This window comes from Sulfurospirillum sp. UCH001, from assembly GCF_001548035.1.
In the GTDB taxonomy this organism is placed as follows: domain Bacteria; phylum Campylobacterota; class Campylobacteria; order Campylobacterales; family Sulfurospirillaceae; genus Sulfurospirillum.
Genome location: NZ_AP014723.1, coordinates 2,516,038 through 2,539,212, shown reverse-complemented (window position 1 = coordinate 2,539,212; position 23,175 = coordinate 2,516,038). Strand labels below are relative to the sequence as shown.

The following is a 23,175-nucleotide window of genomic DNA, read 5'->3' as shown; positions in this document are numbered from 1 at the left end:
CCACCTTATCCATCTGTATAGGTGAATTGTACAAAAAAATAGTAAAAATACTCAATCACAATGACTTATGCAAATCCTTTGTAGTTAGCCAAAAAGCGTTTAATGCCTTCGGTTGCAAAATGTGCTTCGCTCCAAGGCTTAGGGTCTATGATGTCAAAATAGTGCTCTTTTAAAACATAAACACATGCGTGTACGGGCTCATTTTTAACCAGAAGCTCCACCTCTTTACGCTCGTAATACTCGCCTTCAAAAGCATCAAGAGTGATCATATCTTCCTCGTTTATATCGTAATAAACAACCCCTTCAACAAGCTCATCGGCTTGGAAAATAACGGGGTATTCATCATTTTTAACAGAACGTCTAGCATAACCCATTAAGGTTGCTTTTTGCGAGAGATAATTTCCTCTAACCAGTCTGTTCCAGACGTCCTCAAACATTAATGATCCATACGTAAAGAGATGTGTCATGTGCTTGCTCCTTGATGAAAATGATATCACGCTTTGTATCCAATTTGGTGTTTAAAAACTGTGCAAATGAGGATATAATAAAAAAATTATTCTTACAAGAGATGTCTCTCAATGATAACATGTAAAATAGTGTCTGCATGGCTAAAAAACTAAGGAGTTAACCATGGTTCAATGTACATTTCCTTCTCCTATTGGAATTCTTCTGATCTCTGCAGATGAACGTGGTATTTGCGCTCTTGATTTTGATGATAGTGGCGAAGTAGTAAAAGGCTCAAATCCACATATTGAGCTGTTAAAGAAAGAGTTAGAAGCTTATTTCGCGGGCAATCTCAAAACTTTTAGTGTTCCATTGCACCCTAAAGGTACGCTCTTTCAAGAGAGTGTATGGAATGTGCTGCGAAGTATCCCATACGGTGAGACGGTTTCTTATAGTCGTGAAGCAGAGCTTCTCAAGCACCCCAAAGCCACACGTGCAGTTGCAAATGCTAATGGTAAAAATAAAATTGCGATTGTCATTCCGTGTCATCGTGTGATTGCCAAAGATGGGGGCATTGGAGGTTATAGTGGTGGACTGTGGCGTAAAGAGTATTTATTGGCATTGGAGCAAAAATATCGATGAAAATAGTATTGGCGATCGATTCATTTAAAGGGTGTGCGAGTTCACAAGAACTCTCTGCATGGATAGAAGAGGGCATTAAAGAGGTTTACCAAGAAGCTGTTGTACAAGCATGCTACATTGCCGATGGCGGCGAGGGAATGCTTTCTGCCATTATGCAAAATATCCCAGGTAAGATTATGACATGCAGTGTGCATGACCCTCTTATGCAACCCATAGACGCACAATATGGTATTTTAGAAGATGAAAAAACAGCCGTGATCGAGATGGCGCAAGTGGCAGGACTTCCCTTAGTTCCCTATGAAAAACGCAATCCTCTTATTACCACAACGTTTGGTGTGGGAGAGCTTGTGAAAGATGCCATGAAGCATGGGTGCCGTACCTTTATCGTGGGTATTGGTGGCAGTGCGACCAATGATGCAGCCTTGGGAATGATGCAAGCCTTGGGGTATCGTTTTTTTGACAAAGAAGGTCATGAGCTTGGTTTTGGTGGTGAAATACTGGAAAAAGTGCATCGTATCGATGAAAGCCATGTCGATAAAGAGCTTAAAGCGTGTGAATTTATAGTGGCGTGCGATGTCGATAATGTGATGTATGGACCACGAGGTTCAGCACATATTTATGCAGGGCAAAAAGGGGCAGATGCCGTGATGATAGAACGCCTCGATGCTGGCATGAAGCATTTTACAGAGGTGTTGAAACATAAACTAGATAAAGATGTGGCACACAATGCAGGCTCTGGTGCCGCAGGTGGTATGGGTGGCGGTATGCAAGCCTTTTTGAATGCAAAACTTCGCTCTGGTATTGAGATTATTTTAGATCAGATCGGGTTTGATGCTCATCTTAAGGATGCTACGCTTGTTATCACAGGGGAAGGCCGTATTGATAAACAATCACTCATGGGCAAAGTACTGAGTGGCGTTTCAAAACGTTGTGTGAGTGCGGGTGTACCGTTGATTGCCCTAGGTGGTGGCATTGCGGATGAACACGAAGAGCATGAAGGGGTGGATGCACTGTTTTCGATTATGCGTTATCCTATGAGCTTAGAAGAAGCGATGGAAAAAACACGGGCTGAAAAACTTGTCAAACAGAGCACAAAAGAGATTTTTAGACTGATAAAACTAATAAAAAATTCTGCCTCATAAGAGGCAAAAGCACCAAAGGTGCGTGGGCATTCTGCCAAGGAAAACCCAGTGTTAACTTAGTTTTTAGAGCTTTGCTTTAAAAACGTGTTAAGAGTTCTGTTAAGAACTCCAACTAAAAATAAAAAAGAGATATATGAAATACAGTGAACTGATTTGCATCAATAATTATCTAAAGCAATACCATAAAATTTCCTCGATTTATCGTGTGGATGATAGTGTCTTGCGCATTATTTTCGAAGCGGGAGAACCACTCTTTATTGACCTTGGGCGTGGGGATTCGTATATGTTTTTTAAAGAGGACTTTAAACAAGCAAAGCGTTATACAGCCCCTTTTGATGTTCTTCTAGGCAAGCGGTTTTCCAATGCGAAAATCGAGTCGATGGATGTGGAAGAGGGGAATAGGATCTGGCGTATTTGTGTGCTTGCAAGTTCAAGTTATAAAGCACTGCGTACAACATTGCAGTTAGAATTTACAGGACGCAATACCAATGCGATTATTCTTGATGAAAATGAGGTTGTATTAGAGGCGTTGCGTCATATAGATTCTAGTGTCTCATTTCGCAGTGTTAAGGTAGGAGAAGCACTTGAAGCCTTGCCTCCCAAAGAGCTTAAAGAGAAACCATTTGAATGTGAAGGAAGCATAGAAGCATACCTAAAGGCTTCTTATGAAAAACGGTTGCATGTCAAACTTGAAGAGATTAAAAAGCAAAAAATTGCGCAAGTCGTGAAAAAAATTACAAAACTCACGCAAGCGATTGATGGACTAGAGAATGAAGAAGACCTTTATGCTCAAAGTGAGATAGCAAATCATCATGGAACACTTGTGTTAGCCAACTTACATACGATAAAAGGTTATCAAGAAGCAGTCACATTGCACGATTTTGAAGGAAAAGAGGTGACAATTTGTCTTCCACAGGCTCAAACACCTCAAATGGCAGCCAATTTGCTATTTAAAAAATCGAAGAAATTGCGTCAGAAAGCGCTTTCTGTGCATCGTCAAAAAGAGAACTTGGAAGAGAAACGACTCTTCTTAGAGCGTATGGTAAATGTTATCAATGCGGCACGTGATCCTGAAGAGATACAGATTTTAGTGCCAAAACAGCGCAAATCAAAACAAAAAGGTGATGAAGGAAGTTACTATGAAACCTTTTTATTGGAGGGGTATCGTATTTTACTTGGTAAGAATGAAAAAGGAAACATCGCACTTTTACAAGAGGCTAAAAAGAGTGATATTTGGCTTCATGTCAAAGATATGCCTTCTTCGCATGTGATTATCTGTACTGAAAAACAAAATGTTCCTGAATCCGTTCTTATTTTTGCAGCAAAGCTTTGCGTTGAGTTTAGTATGCCTCAAAAAGGTGGATATTTGGTCGATTATACTAAACGTAAAAATGTTAAACCCTTTGATGGAGCGAATGTTGCTTATGATGAGTATCAAACGCTTAAAATTTATAAAGAGTAAAATTCTGCCTCGAAAGAGGCAAGCTTTAGCGCCTAGTGCAACGTAGCTTTTTAGGCTTTGCCTAAGAAGCGTGTTAAAAATAAGCAGGAGGCTTTTATGGCAACAATTGGTCCTATTGGCAATGTCATTTATGCAAACCAAATGGTAACCGTACAAGCGGGAAAACAGATGGATTATCTCAATAGTGTTCAAATGCAAAGTGCTATTGCAGAAGCGATGCAAAATGAAAAAGAAGAGGTCGTAGAAGAGGTTAGACCAGCAGAAGAGAGTTATAAAATCGATCCTGAAAATGAACATGAACGCCAAAAACATGAGGAAGAGAGTGGGGCTACGGAAGAGCAGATGAAACAAGAAGAGCATGAAGCGCATACTGTGGAAGAAGAGGACGAAATCCCTGCCGTTCATAATGGACATTTAGACATTAAAGCTTAGCCTCACCTTGACTTTGCTATGATTACTTTTCACACAATAACATCATAAAAGAGTCTCAATGAACTTCAAAGCACTCTACGAATCAAACAAACAGCGCGTCTTTACGGGCTTGGTAATGCTTGCATTTGCAGCGGTAATTGCATTTTTGAATAACGCACTTTTAACATGGCTTATTATGGGCGCCATGTATATGTTCGCCTTTTATGAGGCGATGAATCTCTTTGAAATTAAAGACAACAAACTCTTTGTTTATGCAGTGCTACTATGGTTAGCGGCATTTATTTATCCTAATCCGGATGATCTCATTTTCCTCGCACTTATTGGTACGTTGAGTGTCATGGCCTATACTAAAAAACTTGATTATAAACTCTTAGCTCCTTTCTTTTACCCTTCAATCTCAATGCTCTTTTTGTATGCCCTTTACCACGACTTTGGTATGTCTGTACTGATTTGGCTTGTTATCGTCGTCGCGTTGACCGATACAGGGGCATATTTTGTTGGTAAAAGCATCGGTAAAACACCTTTTTCTCCAACATCTCCGAATAAAACACTGGAAGGCGTTTTGGGTGGTGTGCTTATCGGTACGATTGTAGGTGCATTATATGGAACATTTTTCATTCCGCTATGGCTTTCACTGCTTATTGCACTGATAAGCTCTGTTGCATCTGTTTTTGGTGATCTTTTTGAAAGTTATCTAAAGCGTGAAGCTGGTGTGAAAGACAGCGGCAATCTCTTCCCCGGACATGGTGGTATGTTAGATCGTCTTGATGGTTACCTCTTTGGCGGTGTTGTTATGGTGATTCTTCTTCGAGGGCTTGCATAAGTGGTACTTCTTGGTTCAACAGGCTCTATAGGAGTCAATGCTCTCATTATCGCAAAGCGCTTTGGTATTATGGTTGAGGCTTTGGTTGCTGGTAAAAATATAGCGCTTCTTAATGAACAGATAAAAGAGCATCACCCCAAATATGTCGCGATTAGTGATGCAAAAGACCGCGAACTTGTCAATCATCCCAATGTTTTTGTGGGTAGAGAAGGTATCTTAGAGCTTCTTCAAAAAACTCAAAGCTTTTTAGTAGTTAATGCGCTTGTTGGTTTTGTAGGGCTTGCTCCAAGCATCGAAACACTGCGTTTAGGTAAACGCCTAGCTTTGGCAAATAAAGAGTCTTTGGTTGTAGCAGGTCATCTGCTCGATACTTCTCGCATTACGCCGATTGATAGCGAGCATTTTGGGTTGTGGTATCTTCTGGGTAAGCGCCCTGTTAAAGGCATGACGATTACTGCCAGCGGTGGAGCATTTCGCGATACACCTCTTGAACAACTTCCACATATGTCTTTTCAAGATGCTCTCAAACACCCCAACTGGAGCATGGGTTCAAAAATTACCATTGATAGTGCGACCATGACCAATAAACTTTTTGAACTTCTTGAAGCTAAATGGCTATTTGGATGTGAAAAACTTGACGCCATTATTGAGCCAAAATCCATCATTCATGCGTTTGTTGATTTTAAAGATGGCAGTACGACAGCTCATTTAGCCGTTGCTGACATGAAACTTCCTATCGCATTTGCACTTTTGGGAGAAGTGGAAGAACCTATTCTTCCTTCTATTGATTTAGCATCAATTGGTTCTTTCTCATTTCAACCTATCGAAGCGGCACGTTATCCTATTTGGGAAATTAAAGAGGATGTCCTTGCTCATCCAACAAGGGGTGTTGTTATTAACGCTGCCAATGAAGTGGGTATCGCGAAGTTTTATAACCAAGAGATCAATATTTTAGAATTAGCCCAGCGAACCATTAATGCGTACCGCTATTTTGAAAATGCCATTCCTAAAACATTGGATGAGGTATTTGAAATCGATAAAGAAGTGAGACAATACTGTCTTCACTAAAAAATTCTCTCTGCATATAGAAATACTTTACGCTAAAATGTCACAAAAAATTTACCAAAAAGAGGTGTAAATGTTACATAAAACAGACTACAACTTTAGGCTGAAAGACAGCATTATTGGGTTGCAGTTTTTATTTGTTGCCTTTGGGGCATTGGTACTTGTACCTATCTTAACGGGTCTTGATCCTAACGTTGCGCTTTTCACAGCGGGACTTGGGACGCTTTTATTTCAGCTTACAACACGAGAGCAGATTCCTCCTATTTTCTTAGCGTCTTCGTTCTCGTTTATTGCGCCGATTATTTATGGGCTTAAAACATGGGGATTAGCTGGTACACTGTGTGGACTTGCCGCAGCTGGTTTGTTCTATTTTTTCTTGAGTGTCATTGTGCGTCTCAAGGGTTCAGACTTTTTACATAAACTCTTTCCAGCCGTTGTTGTTGGTCCAGTTATTATGACAATTGGTCTTATTCTCTCTCCAGTTGCTGTAAATATGGCAATGGGAAAAACAGGTGATGGTGCCATTGTGCTCGTTCCTCTTCATCAAGCGATGATGGTTTCTATGTCTGCGCTTATCGTAACACTCCTCGTTGCACTTCTTGGTAAAGGTGTTCTTAGGCTATTGCCTATTTTATGTGGTATTATCGCAGGTTATAGTGTATCTCTTGTTTTAGGTATTGTCAGTTTTGATTCTGTAGCAAAAGCAGCATGGTTTGCAATGCCAAATTTTGTTTTCCCTGAATGGAATCTTGAAGCGATTATCTATATCTTGCCAATTGCGATTGCTCCAGCGGTAGAGCATGTCGGTGGTATTTTGACGATTAGTAATGTAACAAAAACAGATTATTTGAAAAAGCCAGGTTTAAAAACCACACTTTTAGGTGACGCTATTGCTACCAGTGCGGCTTCTATGTTAGGCGGACCTCCAAATACTACCTATTCAGAAGTCACAGGTGCTGTAACCATCACTAAAGCATACAATCCAGCGATTATGACATGGGCAGCACTTTTTGCGATTTTATTAGCGTTTGTAGGAAAACTCGGTGGACTGTTAGCAACGATTCCTGTACCGGTTATGGGCGGTATCTTGTTACTTCTTTTTGGTATCATCGCATCAATTGGTCTTGGAACGATGGTGAGAGAGCAAGTAGATATGAATGACCCACGCAACATGATTATTGTTTCAATGATTTTGGTATTGGCGATTGGTGGTATGGTTGTTGATATGGGTGGCGTTGCGTTTAGTGGTATTGGTTTAGGTGCGATTGTAGGTATTGTACTCAATTTGGTGTTGCCAAAAGGTCACCATATCAGCGAACAATAATTCGTTAAGGAACATAGATGGAAATGATTGAAAAGTTGGTAGCAACCCTCTCAAGCATTGTTTGGGGCGCACCAATGTTGGTTTTATTGGTTGGTACAGGTATTTATTTGACAATTATTTTAAAAGGAATGCAATTTTGGGCATTGCCTCATGCGATGAAGCTTATTTTTCACAAAGAGCATGATGGAGAAGGTGAAATCAGTCACTTTGCTGCACTGATGACAGCATTAGCTGCGACAGTAGGTATCGGTAATATTGTGGGTGTTGCTACAGCGATTACCCTTGGTGGTCCAGGTGCAGTTTTTTGGATGTGGATGACAGGTCTTGTTGGTATGGCAACAAAGTACTCCGAAGCAGTACTCGCTGTAAAATATCGTCAAAAAGGGCATCATCATGGTTTCAAAGGTGGACCAATGTACTACCTTACCTATGGTTTGAATATGCCAAAATTGGGTATGGCATTTGCTATTTTTACGGCGATTGCAGCATTTGGTATCGGCAATATGACACAAGCAAATGCCGTTGCACAGATCTTAAACAGTGAGATGGCTGTTCCAACATGGATTACGGGTGTTGTACTCTTAACGTTAACCGCTGTGGTTATTTTAGGTGGTATCAAATCTATCGGTAACTTTACCTCTTTCCTTGTCCCTTTTATGATTTTAATTTACGTAGCAGTTTCTTTGGTTATTTTAGCGATGAATCTTGATAAATTAGGCAGTGCATTTGGTCTTATTTTTTATCACGCGTTCAATCCTATTGCTGCAGGTGGTGGATTTGTGGGTGCTACAATGGCAGCAGCGATTCGCTACGGTGTTGCGCGTGGTGTTTTCTCCAATGAATCAGGACTGGGTTCTGCTCCTATCGCAGCAGCAGCCGCTAAGACAAACGATCCTGTACGCCAAGCACTTGTGAGTATGACACAAACGTTTATCGACACATTAGTAGTATGTACGATGACGGCACTTATTATCTTGATTTCTCCATTTTGGCAACAAGGTGTGAGCCCAAGTGCGCTAACTATGCAAAGTTTTCAGCTCTATCTTGGCTCTTTTGGTGGTATTGTTGTTATTATCTCAACCGTATTGTTCGCCTATTCGACGATTTTAGGATGGAGTTATTACGGAGAAAAAGCGTTTGAGTATATTTTTGGTGAGCGTTTTATCCGTTTATATCGCGTTCTTTTTATCGCAGGTGTTATGGTAGGTTCTATGATGAAACTTGAGTTTGTATGGAACTTTTCCGATCTTACCAATGGTATGATGGCAATTCCAAATCTTATAGCACTTCTTTTACTTTCAAAAGTGATTTCATCTGAAAGTAAACGCTATTTTGAGAGCCTTAAATAAGGAAAAAGCAGAAGCATGTTTCGCCTCTCTTTTGCGTTAGCTGCCATTGCTGTTCTGACGCTCATTAATTTTTACAGTTACAAGCGCTTTTTAAAGCGCTTGGACCTTTTTTTTAAGTACCAAAGTATCCTAAAAGGTGTGATGATTCTCATCACGCTTTGTGAAATTTTTTACTTTTTAGTTCTGCGCTTAGATAATCTTGATCCTCTGCTTTATTCGCTTTTCTCTGCGATGCTTGGTGTCTCTTTTATGCTTTTTTGTGTCTCCATTATCTATGATCTCTTTCATATTCCTTATGCAAAGATACCGTATGATTATTCAAGGCGTATGTTTGTTAAAATGGTTTTTGATGTGACCATGCTCATTTTAGCACTCTCTTATATGACCAAAGGTTTCATTAATGGCATGAAAGCCCCAATGATCAAAGAAGTCGATGTGCCTATTTCTGGGCTTAAAGAAGAGCTATGCGTTGTTCAAATTACGGATGTGCATATTGGAAAGACATTAGGAAAAGCCTTTATTGACGATATTGTAAAACAGATCAACACGTTAAAGGCGGACATTGTTGTCATTACGGGTGATTTGGTGGATATGCCAGTTGAGCGTATTGGCAATACATTAGATGCATTAAAAGAGATTAAAAGCCGTTTTGGTGTCTATTATGTACCTGGAAATCACGAGTATTTTTATGGAGTTCATAAGATTATGGAGCATATAAAATCTTTAGGGATTCATGTTCTCTCAAATCGCTCGATGGTCATAAACCAAACGATTAATCTTGCGGGTGTCATGGATATGATGGGCAGACGTTTTGATTTTGAACCACCAGACCTCACTCTGGCTTTGAATAATGTTGCTCCATCGTTACCAACGATTTTACTTTCACATCAACCTAAAATCGTTTCAGAGATCAAGCATGAGAAAATTGATCTTATTTTGAGTGGACATACTCATGGAGGGCAGATCTTTCCATTTGGCCTTTTGGTGCTTTTGGATCAACCTTATTTAAGTGGACTGTACCAACATTCAAAACATACACACGTTTTTGTGAGTAATGGTGCTGGGTATTGGGGTCCTGCGGTGCGTATTATGGCACCAAGTGAAATTGTTAAACTAACTCTTAAAGTTGCAGTATGAAATCATTTTTAGCATTTAGTATTTTACTTTTTTTCTTGAGTGGTTGTAGTGTCAAACATGATTCCTTAGAGGTAACACCCGACAAAGTACAGCAACTTACCACTGAGTTAACGAAGCTTAGCGATACGATTGATTATCAAGAGGCACGACTCTTTGCCTATGAAGCACTTTTGTATCCGCAAATTTTAGCAGAACGCTATGGTCTTGTCTCTCCTCCAACGTTTCATAACTTTCTCATCAACACAGGCATTAAAGACAGAGGTCTATGCTATGAGTGGAGTGAAGATATGATTACACACCTCAAAAACCTCAAATACCAAAGTTTTGATTTGCGTTGGGGTGTTGCGAACAAGGGCGAATTTGATGAACATAACTCTGTCGTTGTTGTTGCAAAGGGTGCTCCATTTCGCACGGGTATTTTGATTGATCCATGGCGTAAATCGGGCGTGCTTTATTGGGCAAAACTTGGAGATGACCCTGAGTACAAATGGGTAGAAAATGTGGAGAGAAGTCGCTATTACGGTACTATTGAGCGATAATGTTACGCCAGTTTTTGTAAAATAATGCGAATGACGCTCGCACGTCCTACATGTTTATCACCCTCATTGAGTACAATAACTTCTTGTGCTAGCTTAATAATCTTGCATGGAAGTGTTTTTACGATGTCCAGAATATCATTAAGATCATACAACAGCGCAATATTTTTAGGACCTCCACTACTGAAATGAATTTGACTTTCGCTAAAGAGTTCTGCAATAAAATAACCATTGGTGTTCAGTGCCATTAGCGCTTTTTCAAAGAGCATTTTTTGATTGTGTTTAGGAAGATGTAGGTACGTACATACTACAGCATCGTAGTGCGTGTCTGGTTGCCAGTATTCAAAAAGCGTATGACGTGTCTTGATAAAAAGATAACTCTCTTTGGCACGTCTGCGGAGTTTTTTAAGTGCGACATCGGAAATATCTAAGGCTTCAACTTCCATTCCTTTGTCAGCTAAATAAATCGCATTTCGCCCTTCACCTTCGCCTAAACACATCACTTTTTTTGTGTTTACAAGAAGTTCAATATTCTCTTTGACAAAATTGTTAGGCGCTTCTCCGTAGATGAAATCTTTTGTGTAAAATTTAGCATTCCAAAATGCTTGCATCATGCACCTTTTTATTAGACGTCTATTCTTTCTCTATGAATTGTAACACAAATTAAATCAATGATTTGCTTTTAAAATTGTACTAAAATTGTGCAATAAACACTAAGGAGCAAAAATGAACTATCCTACTTTTTTTGACACAATTGAGTCTGTTACGCTCTATGACCCGCTTTCTGATGTTTTAGGCGCATTTGATGACGGGAAAATCACTTTTAGTTATCTGGATGTTGTCAAAAGTGCAGGGCACAGTTGTCCTACTATGGCAGGGGCGTATTTGATGATACGTGAAGGGCTTAAAGCGCTTTATCCAAATAGCGTGCCTGAGCGAGGATCGATAAAAGTGTTGTTCAAAGAGAATCAAGACGAAGGAACAACGGGTGTGATTGCCAATGCATTTTCACTTATTACTGGAGCGACTGAAAATTGGGGATTTAAAGGACTTGGAGGAAAGTATGTACGCAAAGATTTGATGACATTTCATGCAGATATTCCTTTAGCTGTCAGAATGATACGTATCGATACACAAGCGTATGTGGATATTGCTTATAATCCTAATTCAATTGAAATTGATCCTATGATGCAACCACTTATGAAGAAGATTCTTACGGGAGTACTCAGTCAGGAAGAAAAAGTAGCATTTGGTACGTTATGGCAAGCAAGGGTAGCCAAAATTTTAGAAAATTTCGATAAAGTTATAACTATAAAATAAACCCAATTTAGCTGGAGTGAGTATTGCTGAGCTTAAAAAAACAAAATATTACAAAATGGATTGTTTTTTTGCCTGCATTTGCCATTCTGCTTACCTTCTCCATTACGCTGACTATTATTATTTCAGCAGAACGTGCTGAGTATCAAAAATCCCTTGAAAATACACGTATAGCCTATGTCAAGCGCTCTAAGGCTCAGGCTCAAGAGCGCGTTGATAAGCTCATAGAGTATATCGATGAAAACGAAAAGTTTTTGATGAATGAGGCGAAAGACGAGATCAAAAATATCGTTAATTTGGCGTATCAAATCATCAACGATATTTATACGGAAAATCCTAATCTCCCTCGTGAAAAAATACTGGAAAAAATCAAAACCAAACTTCGCGATACACGTTTTTTTAATGACTTAAGTGGTTATTATTATATTTTTGATTTTCAAGGTATCTGTGTTATGCACGGGGCGAATAAAGAGCTAGAAGGACACAACCTTTTAAACCTTCACGATGAAAATGCGAAAAATTTTATTCACAATGCTATTGAACGTTTTAAAACAGAAGATGCATTTTCGTTAATATGGGATTGGAAAAATCCTAAAGATACTGCTTCACGTAAAAAAATAGGTTATTTAAAGCGCTTTGAGCCTTTAAATATTTATGTTGGTAGTGGACGTTATGAAGATGAAATCCGTGATCGTATCAAAAAAGAGACACAAAAACTTTTACTTAACACAAAATATGGCGAATATGGCTATATCTTTGCCTATGATTATGCCGGTAATACGATTTCACATGGCGATCACTCTTTGGTTGGTAAAAACAGACTGGATGTTGTAACTAACGGACAATATATTATTAAGGATATTGTTGAAGGAGGCAAGCGCAACCCTGAAGGCTTTTTTATGAGCTATGTTGCTTCTTTTCATCCTACTGCTCAAGATCGCAGTAAGATCTCCTTTATCCGCCCTATCACACAATTTGAATGGGTTATTGGTACTGGTGCGTATTTATTTGAAGAGAATAATGCATTGCTTGAGCAAGAACAGATGTTAAAAAGTAAAATGCAATCGACTATTATCAATATGCTTGCAGTTTCGCTTATCATTATGCTTTTAGTCATGGGAATTATGTTTTTTATCTCGACAAAATTACGCTCTGTTTTATCACGCTATGAAAACCATTTGTTACTCAGTAATAAACAAATTCGTGAACAAAAGATGGTGTTTGAAACACTCTACCAAAAATCAGCTGATGGTATTTGGCTCCTGAAAGAGGGTGTTTTTGTTGATTGTAATGAAGCCATTGTGAAAATGTTTAAGGCAAAAGATAAACAGGCACTTACCAATGTGACACTTGCGGATCTCTCTCCAGAATTTCAACCTGATGACCAAAGTTCTTATGAAAAAGCACTGTGGATGAATGCGCTCGCTTCCCAGCAAGGTGTGCATAAATTTGAGTGGCATGCACGTGCCTGTGATGGAACACTCTTTTGGATTAGTATTATGATGACCACGATTCGTATGGATAAAGGTATCATTCAACACTGTTCCGTTCGTGATATTACCATTCGTAAAGAGCTCGAAGAAGAGAATAAAAAACAGAAAAAACTTTTAATGCATCAGATTGAACATGACACACTCACTGGACTTCCTAATCGTAACCTTTTGCAAGACAGACTTACACAAGCCATCAAAAAAGCCAGCAGAGATGGCAAAGTATTGGGTGTCATGTTTGTGGATGTCGATAAATTTAAAAGTGTGAACGATTCATTAGGCCATGATGCGGGTGATATGCTCTTAAAAACCATTGCTGCTCGTATGCGAGGTAGTGTACGTGAGACCGATACGGTAGCACGCCTTAGTGGCGATGAGTTCATTGTCCTTTTAGATGGCTGTAAAGATGCCAGTGATATTTTCATAGCCATTAAAAAATTGGTTGCAGCATTTCAAGAGCCATTTTTACTAGGAAATGAGAGCTTTAAGATCACCATGAGTATTGGTGTGAGTGTTTATCCGAATGATGGCGAAACGGCAAGTAAGCTGCTTAAAAATGCAGATATTGCCATGTATAAAGCTAAATCAAAAGGGCGTAACCGCTATGTCTTTTTTGATCAAGAGATGAACCAAGAAACCAATGAACATCTTGAAGTAGAAAAAAGCTTGCACAAAGCTCTTGCTAACGATGAATTTGTGATTTTTTACCAGCCTCAAATCAATCTTCAAAGTGAAAAAATTGTGGGTTTTGAAGCGTTGATACGTTGGAATCACCCAACACGTGGGCTTACTGCTCCTGGGTATTTTATTCATATTGCAGAAGAGAGTGAACTCATTGTCGAGATCGGTAACTGGGTTATTAGAGAAGTGATGTGTCAAATAAAAAAATGGTATGACATGGGACTTAATCCTGGGAAAATAGCCATTAATATCGCAGGAAAACAACTAGAATCAACAAGTTTAGTCGCATTTATGATTCAGAGTTTACGAGAAAGTGGCTGTAAGCCTGAGTGGATTGAGATGGAAATTGTTGAACGGTTTATTATGAAAGATACCACAAAATCAATTGCACTCTTAAAGCGCTTCCGTGAACTGGGTGTTGATATCTCGATTGATGATTTTGGAACAGGACATTCGTCGTTAGCATACCTCAAACAACTTCCGATTACGAAGCTTAAAATCGATCAGAGTTTTGTTCAAAATTTAGAAGAGAGCAGGGAAGATCGTGCGATTGCTCGTACTATCATTGAATTAGGTCGCGGACTTGGACTTAAAGTCCTTGCAGAGGGAGTGGAAACTGCAGGACAAAAAGAGTTTATTTACAGCAGTGGATGTGAATTGATGCAAGGGTATCTCTTTAGTAAACCCATCCCTGCGCAAGATGTAGAGCTTCTCTTGAAAAATCAAGAGCACATGTTATAATCACACTGAAAATGTTCAGATAGGGCGAAGATGATACGAAGAGATTTTTTAGGATTAATGGGCGCGACACTGGTTGGAAGTTTAGCGCAAGCAGATGAGTTAAAGCATCCCGATATTTGGTTGAGAGATGACCAAAAAGGTGTATTTGAATCCGTGATCAAAAAACTTGAGATGGTTGAGCGTACGGTTGGGTATGCAAACTTTAATCTTATCTCTTTTGATGAAACGCTAAAAATCGCCAAAAGTTTTCCTAAAATTGGCGCATTTACCCCTGCTGAAATTGCGTATATTGAAGAAGTTTTTTATACAGACCCTGTCATTTATGGTTTTTATGGAAAACGTACAATTGAAAATCTGACAGATACTATTAATGAAAAAGATGTGATCAAAATAGAAGGCTCAGGACATTATGTGTACCGTGGTCATTCTCAAGAGCTTCTTGAACGCCTTATGAAAGATATTGGCAAAACGCTGATACTCACTTCAGGAGTGAGAAGCACAATGAAACAACTAAGCCTTCACCTTGAAAAAATCAAAAGCGAAAACGGCAATATTACCGTCGCATCACGCTCATTGGTTCCACCTGCGTACTCTTACCACTCTGTGGGAGATTTTGATGTGGGCAAAAAAGGGTGGGGACATCAAAACTTCACAGCAAATTTTGCACGTACAGAAGAGTTTTGGAATTTGCAAAAGCTCTCGTATGTGTCCATGCGCTATACCATAGGTAATGGAGATGGTGTCAGATTTGAACCTTGGCACGTAAAGATAGTATAAATGATCTTAAGTATCGAAAGTAGTTGTGATGATAGCTCGATAGCTATTACTCGCATAGATGATAAAAAGCTTCTTTTTCATAAAAAAATTTCACAAGATGAAGAACATGCAAAATACGGTGGTGTCGTTCCCGAATTAGCCGCACGTCTGCATGCCGTAACGCTTCCCAAAATACTTGAAGAGACAAAGTCTTATTTTAGTGAGCTTAAAGCGATAGCCGTGACGAATGAACCGGGTCTTTCTGTGACGTTAGTTGAGGGTGTGAGCATGGCAAAGGCGCTTAGTGTTTCACTGGGTCTTCCACTGTTAGGTATCAATCACCTCAAAGGGCATATTTGCTCACTCTTTATCGAAGAAGAAATACGTTTTCCAATGGATGTTTTACTGGTCTCAGGAGGACATACACAGCTGTTGCATGTTAAGACTTTAGAAGAAATTCAACTTCTGGCAACCACGATGGATGACAGCTTTGGTGAGAGTTTTGACAAAGTAGGAAAAATGCTAGGGCTTCCTTACCCTGCAGGGGCTATTATCGAAAATTATGCTAAAAGAGGCGATGCAAAACGCTTTGATTTTACGATTCCTTTGCAAGGAACTTCTTCTTCAATGTTAGCTTTTAGCTACTCAGGACTTAAAAATCAAGTGAGACTCTGCATCGAATCGCATGAAAATTTAGATGAGCAAACACTGTGCGATATCTGTGCTTCGTTTCAACGTGTTGCTGTTGCACACTTAATGCAAAAAATAAAAAAAGCCTATAAAGAGCGTAAAGTCGAACACTTTGGTGTTGTGGGTGGTGCGAGTGCAAACCTTTACTTACGAGGTGAACTGGAAGCTTTCTGTAACTCCAAAAAAGCAAAGCTTTATACTGCTAAGATGGAATTTTGCTCCGATAATGCTGCTATGATAGGACGATGTGCTGTAGAAGCGTATCAAAAGGGGATATTTGTTGATATCGCAGACTTGAAAGTGCGTAGTTCATCAAAAGATATTTTTTATTAGTATTCAAATTGGGGTGTTACATTTAAAGAATAATAATCTCTTCTTCGAGTTTGACTGCAAAACGTTTTAGCACTTCTTCTTTGACCGCAGTAATAAGCTCCATGGCTTCTTCATACGTTCCGCCTCCAAGATTGACTAAGAAATTGGCGTGAACAGTGCTAAACATCATATTGCCAACACACCTGCCTTTAAAGCCTGCCTCTTCGATGAGCTTACCCGCAAAATGCCCTATGGGGTTTTTGAAACAGCTCCCAGCACTAGGCTCTTTTGGTTGATTATCGCGCATTTTTTTAAACATAAGAAGCAAATTCTCATCAAAACCATTCTTGCTCGCAAACGTTGCCTCATAGACGACACCATCTATTTTAGCGAAGCGGTATCCATGTTCAATGTTATCTTTTGTAATCCATCCTTTTTCTGTACGGATTGCAAGAAGATTGTTGAAAATTTCCCACTCTTTAAGCCCTGCATTCATCGCAACCATACCACCGAGCGTTCCTGGAAGTTTTTGCATGAGCTCAAAGCCTGCAAGGTCATGCTTTTTAGCAAAAGAGAGTATTTTCCCGCTGGGCGTTGCTCCCCCAATATGCAAAACATTTTCTTCAAGCCTAATGAAATCAAAGCATTTATCCAGCATAGCAAGAGGCGGAGGATTAGGGCTCATTAAAAGATTGTTGGCTCCACCAATAAGGGTATATCCCTCTGGGAGTGGCATAAGAGAATCAAGCAATAAAACGTCTTTTATCGGACCAATTTTAATGCTTGAAAAAGTTGAAAAATTAATGGATTTTGTCATTTAAAAAACAAATGAAGGAATAAGTTCCAGCATACGTGTCGTAAATTCTATCATCATATTCATCATCCATGGCATTGTGAAGATAGCAACGACGATGGTCACCAGAATCTTAGGTACGAAACTCAGTGTTGATTCGTTAATTTGCGTAACTGCTTGGAAAATACTAATCGCAAGACCCGCTACAAGGCCTGAGAGGAGCATAGGCATAGAGAGTAAGAGCGCTATTTTGAATGTTTCGACACCAAGACCGATGAGTTTAGCTTCCATAAAATGCCTTCCTAACTGTTACGTAATGCTTCATATTCTTTAGGAATAAGATAATCATGCGCATGAATGTGTTGATCGTAAAAACCGTGTTTATAGCCAATTTCAAAGAGTGTGTCAATGGCTTTGTATTGTAGATCATTCATCTCGATAGAGTGTTCATTTGCGTAAAGACCAAGGTATTTTTTCAGTGTTGCTTGATCTACACGAACAAGATTTCTCTCTAGCAACATTTTCGATAAAAGTCCTTGATGCGTGTGGGCGACATCAACGGCTTGGATGAGGGCATCTTCACAGGCAATAGCCCTTAAAATAGGCATAGAACGGCGCAATGCCATTCCCCCAAGTGGTAAAGGAAGATCTTCTTTGCATAACTCTTTCCAGACATCCCAAATTTCGCGTTCTACAACCAATTCATCGCTAAAATTGAGAATACTTTCATGAATCAAAACGCCCGCATCAACTTCACCCTCTAAAACCGCTTGTTCGATCTCTAAAAAGTTCTTATAGATAATGCGCGCTTCGGGATAAGCAATTTTAAAAAGCAATGCATTTGTGGTATGTGTACCGCTCAGTGCTACTTTAAAATTACGTTTGAGTTTAGTCTCTTTTTTCTTAACAAGTTTAGGTCCATAACCCTCTCCAAAACTGACAGCAGTACGCAAAAGTGCATAGTCATTACGAATTTTTGGATAGAGCGCAAAGCTAATAGCGGTTATGTCATAAATGCCTTTAAGTGCATCCACATTGAGCGTTTCAATGTCAAGAGCGACATTTTCAAAACTCAGCCCATGCGTACTTACCCAGCCAAATTTAATGGCATAATACATAAAAATATCATCGGCATCGGGTGAATGCGCTACGCTAATTGTCTTCAAAAAAAGTCCTTACAAAAGTGATGAGATTATTCTAACATATTACATATTGAAATATTTTGAACTTCTTTTTTTGAAATCGTATAGAATTGCTTCAAAGGGCTTTTTCAAGCTCGAAATGGTAAAATAATAACACTATGAAATGAGGGGTCACATGCAAATCGATGAAAATAAGAAAAAAGCACTTGAACTTGCAATCAAACAGATTGATAAGGCGTTTGGAAAAGGTGCTCTGGTAAGACTTGGCGACAAGGTTGTTGAACCTATCGCATCGATTAGTACAGGTTCTATCGGACTTGATCTTGCGCTTGGAATTGGTGGTATCCCACAAGGTCGTATTATCGAAATTTATGGACCGGAAAGTTCAGGTAAGACGACATTATCACTTCAAATTATTGCAGAAGCACAATCCAAAGGTAGTATCTGCGCATTTGTCGATGCTGAACATGCACTTGATGTCAAATATGCTGGAAATTTAGGTGTAGACATTGAAAATCTTTTAGTATCTCAACCTGATTTTGGTGAGCAAGCATTAGACATCGTAGAGACACTTGCACGCAGTGGCGCAGTTGATGTTATCGTTGTTGACTCCGTTGCGGCTTTAACACCAAAAAGTGAAATTGAAGGTGATATGGGTGATTCTCATATGGGTGTTCAAGCAAGACTCATGAGTCAAGCACTTAGAAAACTGACAGCAGTCGTTCATAAAATGAATACGACCGTTATTTTTATTAATCAAATTCGTATGAAAATTGGTACGATGGGATATGGTTCACCTGAAACTACAACAGGTGGAAATGCATTGAAATTCTATGCCTCTGTACGTATTGATGTCCGTAAAATCGCTACACTAAAACAAGGTGAAGAGCAGATTGGTAACAGAGTTAAAGCAAAAGTGATTAAAAATAAAGTGGCACCTCCATTTCGTCAAGCAGAGTTTGATATTATGTTCGGCGAAGGAATTTCTAAAGAGGGCGAGATGGTTGATTATGGCGTAAAGCTCGACATAATTGACAAAAGTGGCGCTTGGTTTAGTTACAATGAGACAAAACTGGGTCAAGGTAGAGAGAATGTGAAAGCATTTTTGAAAGAAAATAAAGAGTTAGCGTTAGAAATTGAAGATAAAATAAAACAAGCAATCGGCGGCAATGCGATGGTTATGGCATGTGGCGCTGATGATATAAAGGACGATGAATGATTTATATTGAAGATATTGCAGCGGACGAAGTATTAGATAGTCGCGGCAATCCAACCGTACGTGCAAAAGTAACCCTTAGTGATGGCACAGTAGCAAGTGCAATTGTTCCAAGTGGTGCAAGTACAGGAAAACGTGAAGCGTTAGAATTAAGAGATGCAGATAGTCGCTATATGGGAAAAGGTGTTCTTAAAGCATGTGAAAATGTTAACACAGAAATTTCAGATGAATTGATTGGACTTAACCCTTTCAACCAAGCAGCAATTGATGAAGCGATGAAAAAATTAGATGGTACCGAAAACTATGGTCGTTTAGGCGCAAATGCAGTCCTTGGTGTTTCTATGGCAGTAGCTCGTGCAGCAGCTCTTAATTTAGGTGTTCCTTTATATCGTTATTTGGGTGGTTCTAATGCAATGACACTCCCAACACCAATGTTCAATATTATCAATGGTGGAAGCCATGCGAATAACAGTGTTGACTTTCAAGAATATATGATTATGCCTCTTAACTTTGAAAATTTTGATGAAGCGCTACGTTCATGTGTTGAAGTTTATCATCAGCTAAAAAAAATCATCGCTGGTATGGGTGAGAGTACAGCACTTGGTGATGAAGGTGGTTTTGCTCCAAATCTAAAAGACAATGAAGAACCAATTAAAGTTATCATGCAAGCAATTGAGAAAGCAGGTTACAAACCAGGTGTTGATATTGCCATTGCTCTTGATGTTGCAAGTAGTGAGCTTGTATGTGAGGGTGGTTATAAACTCGAATCTGAAGGTAGAACACTAAGCAGTGCAGAGCTTGTTGCATACTATGAGAATCTTTGTGCAAAATATCCTATCGTTTCTATTGAAGATGGTTTAAGTGAAGATGATTGGGATGGTTGGAAACTGCTAACTGAAAAATTAGGTGGCAAAGTACAACTTGTTGGTGATGATCTTTTTGTTACCAATAAGAAAATTTTGGCAGAAGGTATCGCAAAAGGTATTGGTAATGCCATTTTAATTAAGCCAAACCAAATTGGTACCGTAACAGAGACAATGCAAACAGTTCGTCTTGCACAACGCAATAACTACAAATGTGTTATGAGCCACAGAAGCGGCGAAAGTGAAGATGCATTTATTGCTGATTTTGCTGTAGCGCTCAATACTGGTGAAATCAAAACAGGTGCCACTGCAAGAGGTGAGAGAACTGCAAAATACAATCGCTTACTCGAGATCGATAAAGAGCTTGAGTTTGGTGAGTACATAGGAAAACAACTCTTTACTAAATGAGTGACGTTTTAGACGAATTTGACGATGAAGCCGAAGAGAGTGGACGATCCGCTCTCTTTTACCTTAAAATTTTATCGTTAGTAGCTTTAGTGGTTGGATTTGGTTTGTATATAGGAGATGTTTTATTTGGAAAAAGCTCACTCGACGTGCTTTTAAATCTTCAAGCCGATAAAGATACTTTAACTGCAAAAATCAAAAGTCTTAAAGACGAGAATGCTGTACTACAAAAAGAGTATTTTGAATTACGACAATTGGACCCCGATCGATAATTAAGGAGAGCAGATGCAGAAGATTCTTTGGCTTTTTCTATCTCTTGCAGTGATACTAGAAGCGAGAGAAAATCCTTTTGAGACAGGCATGTCTCCTCAAACTGTTGGCCAAACTACACAAATTAAAGATGAACGTATTGATTTTACAAATACGACTATAACTCTTCCTAGCAGTGCACGTATTTTAAAAAGTGCTTCTGTTACTTTTCAAAATTTAGACGGTTCTATTAGTGAAGAAATTGTAGCAATTGAACAGAATGTTGACTGGCATTTACCCCTTGTTTTAAGTAGTCAAAAAACACAAAATGTTACTGCTACACCAACTATAACTCCAGAAACAAAAAAAGTTGTTGAAAAAAAAGCACCTCCTACTCCAATAATCAAAGAAGAAGATGAAAAACCTGTTGTGACTAAAAACAGTATCAAAAGCGATGCAGATAGTACTTTTAAATTAACAGAGGATCTCTCATTCTTTATCAATCAAAATGAAATTACAATTTTTACAAAAGATATTAAACTGCGAGATTTTCTGATTGCTGATCCTTATAAGGTTGTTGTTGATTTTAGAAAAGCAAGTGCCTATGGGACAAAAACACTTGAATTTAAAAAAGCACCTTTTGTTTCTGCAACATTAGGAAATCATGATGGATTTTATCGTATAGCAATTTTGCTTGATGGGCATTATCGATATGATATACAAGCTTTTAATGGTGGATATATCGTTAAACTGAAGTAGTAAAGAAGGTTACATGTAAGGAAAAACCTTACATGTAAATTGTTTTATATATCGTATTTTGGTGTTCGCTCTAATGGTCCAAGATAGTGTTGGCGAGGGCGAGCAATCTTCATATCAGGTTGTTCTTTAAGCTCAATCCATTGAGCAATCCAACCTGGTGTTCTACCAATTACGAAAATAACCGCAAACATCTCTTTTGGAATTTTCAATGCTTGAAGAATAAGTCCTGAATAGAAATCGATATTTGGATAGAGTTTACGTTTGATAAAGTATTCATCATTGAGTGCAATCTCTTCAATACGATGTGCTACAGCCATAAGTTCAGTATCGATAGAAAGTTCAGTTACAAGCTGTTTTTGAAGGTTTTTCAAAATGGTCGCACGTGGATCAAAGTTTTTATACACTCTGTGACCAAATCCCATCAATCTAAATGGATCATTTGGATCTTTTGCTTTTGCAATGTATTTATCAACATTATCAACACTTCCAATAAGTTCCAATTGACGAATCACTGACTCATTCGCACCACCATGTGCTCTACCCCAAAGTGCACCAATACCTGCAGAAATTGCTGCATAAGGGTGCGCGTGTGTAGAAGCAACAACGCGAACAGACGTTGTAGAAGCATTTTGTTCATGGTCCGCATGAAGAGTAAAGATGGTATCGAGAGCTTTAACTTCAATAGGCTTGAGGTCAATATGGTGATGAGGATAGCCTCTAATCATATATAAGAAATTCTCTGTAAAGCCTTTATCTAAATCAGGATAGATAATAGGTAGACCTTGAGAGTAACGGTATGAGAAAGCAGCAATGGTTGGAATCTTAGCGATAATGCGATGAGCCATCTCTTTAGCTTCTTCAGGAGAGTCCATATCAAGGTGATCGAAATAAAATGCAGAAAGTGCAGAAACAGCAGCAGATAAAATCGCCATTGGATGAGCATTATCTGGGAAAGCATCAAAAAGTTTTCTCATACTCTCATGAATAAATGAACGCTTTTTGAGTTCGAGTAAAAAGTTTTTATACTCTTCTTTCGTTGGAAGTTCTTTATGTAAAAGTAAAAAAGCAGTATCTAGAAATGATTTTTTGGTTGCTAAATAAGCTATGTCATAACCGCGGTACATCAATTTACCGATATCACCGTCAATATACGTGATACGTGATCTACAACTTGCCGTAGACGTAAAGCCTCTATCTAATGTAAACATTCCTGTATTGCCATAAAATGTTGAAATATCTACAACATCAGGTCCTAATGTTGATTTGAGGATCGGAAACTCATATTCTTTGCCCGTACGATTGTCAATCAGGGTAACAGACTCTTTACTCATACGCATCCTTTATAAAATAATAAAATATTATATCAAATTTTGTTTTGCACGCTTAATAAATTGTAAGCATTATT

At 38.8% G+C, this 23,175-nt stretch carries 24 protein-coding genes; 18 read left to right on the top strand and 6 right to left on the bottom strand.

Annotated features, from left to right (window positions below):
* Window positions 1-65: 65 nt before the first annotated feature.
* Window positions 66-467, bottom strand: a complete 402-nt coding sequence (locus UCH001_RS12740; protein WP_067178372.1) for a gamma-glutamylcyclotransferase family protein — start codon at window positions 465-467, stop codon at window positions 66-68.
* A gap of 163 nt (window positions 468-630) precedes the next feature.
* On the opposite strand from UCH001_RS12740, the gene UCH001_RS12735 reads away from it, so the two are divergent.
* The 10 genes from UCH001_RS12735 to UCH001_RS12690 all read left to right on the top strand — a co-directional run bounded on the left by UCH001_RS12735 (window position 631) and on the right by UCH001_RS12690 (window position 10,359).
* Entirely contained in the window at window positions 631-1,086 is a 456-nt protein-coding gene (locus tag UCH001_RS12735; RefSeq protein WP_067178371.1) for a methylated-DNA--[protein]-cysteine S-methyltransferase, read from the top strand.
* On the top strand, window positions 1,083-2,228 hold the full coding sequence (locus UCH001_RS12730; protein WP_067178370.1) for a glycerate kinase: 1,146 nt from the start codon (window positions 1,083-1,085) through the stop codon (window positions 2,226-2,228). Before UCH001_RS12735 ends, UCH001_RS12730 begins: the two co-directional genes overlap by 4 nt.
* Window positions 2,229-2,361: 133 nt before the next feature.
* Window positions 2,362-3,690: an NFACT RNA binding domain-containing protein gene (locus tag UCH001_RS12725; RefSeq protein WP_067178369.1), complete on the top strand. Its 1,329-nt coding sequence runs from the start codon at window positions 2,362-2,364 to the stop codon at window positions 3,688-3,690.
* 96 nt (window positions 3,691-3,786) lie between these two features.
* Window positions 3,787-4,122 (top strand): hypothetical protein, encoded by a 336-nt coding sequence (locus tag UCH001_RS12720; RefSeq protein WP_067178368.1) that lies wholly within the window; start codon window positions 3,787-3,789, stop codon window positions 4,120-4,122.
* 58 nt (window positions 4,123-4,180) lie between these two features.
* A complete protein-coding gene (locus UCH001_RS12715; protein ID WP_067178367.1) occupies window positions 4,181-4,945 on the top strand; it encodes a phosphatidate cytidylyltransferase in 765 nt (254 codons plus the stop codon).
* A complete protein-coding gene (gene dxr / locus UCH001_RS12710) occupies window positions 4,946-6,013 on the top strand; it encodes a 1-deoxy-D-xylulose-5-phosphate reductoisomerase (protein WP_067178366.1) in 1,068 nt (355 codons plus the stop codon).
* A gap of 70 nt (window positions 6,014-6,083) precedes the next feature.
* Window positions 6,084-7,334 carry a uracil-xanthine permease family protein gene (locus UCH001_RS12705; RefSeq protein ID WP_067178365.1) on the top strand — a complete coding sequence of 417 codons (1,251 nt, stop codon included), beginning with the start codon at window positions 6,084-6,086 and terminating at the stop codon, window positions 7,332-7,334.
* A gap of 17 nt (window positions 7,335-7,351) precedes the next feature.
* Complete coding sequence (locus tag UCH001_RS12700) at window positions 7,352-8,683, top strand: sodium:alanine symporter family protein (protein WP_067178364.1); 1,332 nt, start codon at window positions 7,352-7,354, stop codon at window positions 8,681-8,683.
* Between the two features lie 15 nt (window positions 8,684-8,698).
* A complete protein-coding gene (locus tag UCH001_RS12695; RefSeq protein ID WP_067178363.1) occupies window positions 8,699-9,820 on the top strand; it encodes a metallophosphoesterase in 1,122 nt (373 codons plus the stop codon).
* Entirely contained in the window at window positions 9,817-10,359 is a 543-nt protein-coding gene (locus UCH001_RS12690; RefSeq protein WP_067178362.1) for a hypothetical protein, read from the top strand. The genes UCH001_RS12695 and UCH001_RS12690 overlap by 4 nt, the downstream gene beginning before the upstream one ends.
* Window positions 10,360-10,361: 2 nt before the next feature.
* On the opposite strand, the gene UCH001_RS12685 is transcribed toward UCH001_RS12690, so the two are convergent.
* Window positions 10,362-10,967, bottom strand: coding sequence for a bifunctional 2-polyprenyl-6-hydroxyphenol methylase/3-demethylubiquinol 3-O-methyltransferase UbiG (locus tag UCH001_RS12685; RefSeq protein WP_067178361.1), 606 nt, complete (start codon window positions 10,965-10,967; stop codon window positions 10,362-10,364).
* Between the two features lie 115 nt (window positions 10,968-11,082).
* On the opposite strand from UCH001_RS12685, the gene UCH001_RS12680 reads away from it, so the two are divergent.
* Genes UCH001_RS12680 through tsaD form a run of 4 tightly spaced genes read left to right on the top strand, consistent with a single transcriptional unit; the run spans window position 11,083 to window position 16,364 of the window.
* The gene (locus UCH001_RS12680) at window positions 11,083-11,676 is read left to right on the top strand and encodes an FmdE family protein (RefSeq protein WP_067178360.1); all 594 of its coding nucleotides are present in this window, start codon (window positions 11,083-11,085) and stop codon (window positions 11,674-11,676) included.
* 23 nt (window positions 11,677-11,699) lie between these two features.
* Entirely contained in the window at window positions 11,700-14,585 is a 2,886-nt protein-coding gene (locus tag UCH001_RS12675) for a cache domain-containing protein (protein WP_067178359.1), read from the top strand.
* Between the two features lie 30 nt (window positions 14,586-14,615).
* Window positions 14,616-15,362: a M15 family metallopeptidase gene (locus tag UCH001_RS12670; RefSeq protein WP_067178358.1), complete on the top strand. Its 747-nt coding sequence runs from the start codon at window positions 14,616-14,618 to the stop codon at window positions 15,360-15,362.
* On the top strand, window positions 15,363-16,364 hold the full coding sequence (gene tsaD, locus UCH001_RS12665; protein WP_067178357.1) for a tRNA (adenosine(37)-N6)-threonylcarbamoyltransferase complex transferase subunit TsaD: 1,002 nt from the start codon (window positions 15,363-15,365) through the stop codon (window positions 16,362-16,364).
* A 22-nt stretch (window positions 16,365-16,386) separates the two neighbouring features.
* On the opposite strand, the gene UCH001_RS12660 is transcribed toward tsaD, so the two are convergent.
* Genes UCH001_RS12660 through UCH001_RS12650 form a run of 3 tightly spaced genes read right to left on the bottom strand, consistent with a single transcriptional unit; the run spans window position 16,387 to window position 18,302 of the window.
* Window positions 16,387-17,160, bottom strand: a complete 774-nt coding sequence (locus UCH001_RS12660) for a UDP-N-acetylmuramate dehydrogenase (RefSeq protein ID WP_067178356.1) — start codon at window positions 17,158-17,160, stop codon at window positions 16,387-16,389.
* Complete coding sequence (gene fliQ / locus UCH001_RS12655) at window positions 17,161-17,427, bottom strand: flagellar biosynthesis protein FliQ (protein ID WP_067178355.1); 267 nt, start codon at window positions 17,425-17,427, stop codon at window positions 17,161-17,163.
* Window positions 17,428-17,438: 11 nt separating this feature from the next.
* Window positions 17,439-18,302, bottom strand: coding sequence for a menaquinone biosynthesis family protein (locus UCH001_RS12650; RefSeq protein ID WP_067178354.1), 864 nt, complete (start codon window positions 18,300-18,302; stop codon window positions 17,439-17,441).
* Window positions 18,303-18,459: 157 nt separating this feature from the next.
* On the opposite strand from UCH001_RS12650, the gene recA reads away from it, so the two are divergent.
* Genes recA through UCH001_RS12630 form a run of 4 tightly spaced genes read left to right on the top strand, consistent with a single transcriptional unit; the run spans window position 18,460 to window position 21,770 of the window.
* Window positions 18,460-19,497, top strand: coding sequence for a recombinase RecA (gene recA / locus UCH001_RS12645; protein ID WP_173636843.1), 1,038 nt, complete (start codon window positions 18,460-18,462; stop codon window positions 19,495-19,497).
* Window positions 19,494-20,765 carry a phosphopyruvate hydratase gene (gene eno / locus UCH001_RS12640; RefSeq protein WP_067178352.1) on the top strand — a complete coding sequence of 424 codons (1,272 nt, stop codon included), beginning with the start codon at window positions 19,494-19,496 and terminating at the stop codon, window positions 20,763-20,765. Before recA ends, eno begins: the two co-directional genes overlap by 4 nt.
* Window positions 20,762-21,034 (top strand): septum formation initiator, encoded by a 273-nt coding sequence (locus UCH001_RS12635; RefSeq protein WP_067178351.1) that lies wholly within the window; start codon window positions 20,762-20,764, stop codon window positions 21,032-21,034. Before eno ends, UCH001_RS12635 begins: the two co-directional genes overlap by 4 nt.
* A 13-nt stretch (window positions 21,035-21,047) precedes the next feature.
* Entirely contained in the window at window positions 21,048-21,770 is a 723-nt protein-coding gene (locus tag UCH001_RS12630; protein ID WP_067178350.1) for an AMIN domain-containing protein, read from the top strand.
* A gap of 44 nt (window positions 21,771-21,814) precedes the next feature.
* Here the strand turns inward: UCH001_RS12630 and UCH001_RS12625 are convergent, their stop codons facing one another.
* Window positions 21,815-23,101 (bottom strand): citrate synthase, encoded by a 1,287-nt coding sequence (locus tag UCH001_RS12625; RefSeq protein ID WP_067178349.1) that lies wholly within the window; start codon window positions 23,099-23,101, stop codon window positions 21,815-21,817.
* Window positions 23,102-23,175 lie beyond the last annotated feature (74 nt).

Excerpts from the sequence above, each read along its gene's own strand:
- UCH001_RS12740 (WP_067178372.1), bottom strand. The coding sequence starts at position 467 with ATGACACATCTCTTTACGTATGGATCATTAATGTTTGAGGACGTCTGG.
- UCH001_RS12735 (WP_067178371.1), top strand. The coding sequence starts at position 631 with ATGGTTCAATGTACATTTCCTTCTCCTATTGGAATTCTTCTGATCTCT.
- UCH001_RS12730 (WP_067178370.1), top strand. The coding sequence starts at position 1,083 with ATGAAAATAGTATTGGCGATCGATTCATTTAAAGGGTGTGCGAGTTCA.
- UCH001_RS12725 (WP_067178369.1), top strand. The coding sequence starts at position 2,362 with ATGAAATACAGTGAACTGATTTGCATCAATAATTATCTAAAGCAATAC.
- UCH001_RS12720 (WP_067178368.1), top strand. The coding sequence starts at position 3,787 with ATGGCAACAATTGGTCCTATTGGCAATGTCATTTATGCAAACCAAATG.
- UCH001_RS12715 (WP_067178367.1), top strand. The coding sequence starts at position 4,181 with ATGAACTTCAAAGCACTCTACGAATCAAACAAACAGCGCGTCTTTACG.
- UCH001_RS12705 (WP_067178365.1), top strand. The coding sequence starts at position 6,084 with ATGTTACATAAAACAGACTACAACTTTAGGCTGAAAGACAGCATTATT.
- UCH001_RS12700 (WP_067178364.1), top strand. The coding sequence starts at position 7,352 with ATGGAAATGATTGAAAAGTTGGTAGCAACCCTCTCAAGCATTGTTTGG.
- UCH001_RS12695 (WP_067178363.1), top strand. The coding sequence starts at position 8,699 with ATGTTTCGCCTCTCTTTTGCGTTAGCTGCCATTGCTGTTCTGACGCTC.
- UCH001_RS12690 (WP_067178362.1), top strand. The coding sequence starts at position 9,817 with ATGAAATCATTTTTAGCATTTAGTATTTTACTTTTTTTCTTGAGTGGT.
- UCH001_RS12685 (WP_067178361.1), bottom strand. The coding sequence starts at position 10,967 with ATGCAAGCATTTTGGAATGCTAAATTTTACACAAAAGATTTCATCTAC.
- UCH001_RS12680 (WP_067178360.1), top strand. The coding sequence starts at position 11,083 with ATGAACTATCCTACTTTTTTTGACACAATTGAGTCTGTTACGCTCTAT.
- UCH001_RS12670 (WP_067178358.1), top strand. The coding sequence starts at position 14,616 with ATGATACGAAGAGATTTTTTAGGATTAATGGGCGCGACACTGGTTGGA.
- tsaD (WP_067178357.1), top strand. The coding sequence starts at position 15,363 with ATGATCTTAAGTATCGAAAGTAGTTGTGATGATAGCTCGATAGCTATT.
- UCH001_RS12660 (WP_067178356.1), bottom strand. The coding sequence starts at position 17,160 with ATGACAAAATCCATTAATTTTTCAACTTTTTCAAGCATTAAAATTGGT.
- fliQ (WP_067178355.1), bottom strand. The coding sequence starts at position 17,427 with ATGGAAGCTAAACTCATCGGTCTTGGTGTCGAAACATTCAAAATAGCG.
- eno (WP_067178352.1), top strand. The coding sequence starts at position 19,494 with ATGATTTATATTGAAGATATTGCAGCGGACGAAGTATTAGATAGTCGC.
- UCH001_RS12635 (WP_067178351.1), top strand. The coding sequence starts at position 20,762 with ATGAGTGACGTTTTAGACGAATTTGACGATGAAGCCGAAGAGAGTGGA.
- UCH001_RS12630 (WP_067178350.1), top strand. The coding sequence starts at position 21,048 with ATGCAGAAGATTCTTTGGCTTTTTCTATCTCTTGCAGTGATACTAGAA.
- UCH001_RS12625 (WP_067178349.1), bottom strand. The coding sequence starts at position 23,101 with ATGAGTAAAGAGTCTGTTACCCTGATTGACAATCGTACGGGCAAAGAA.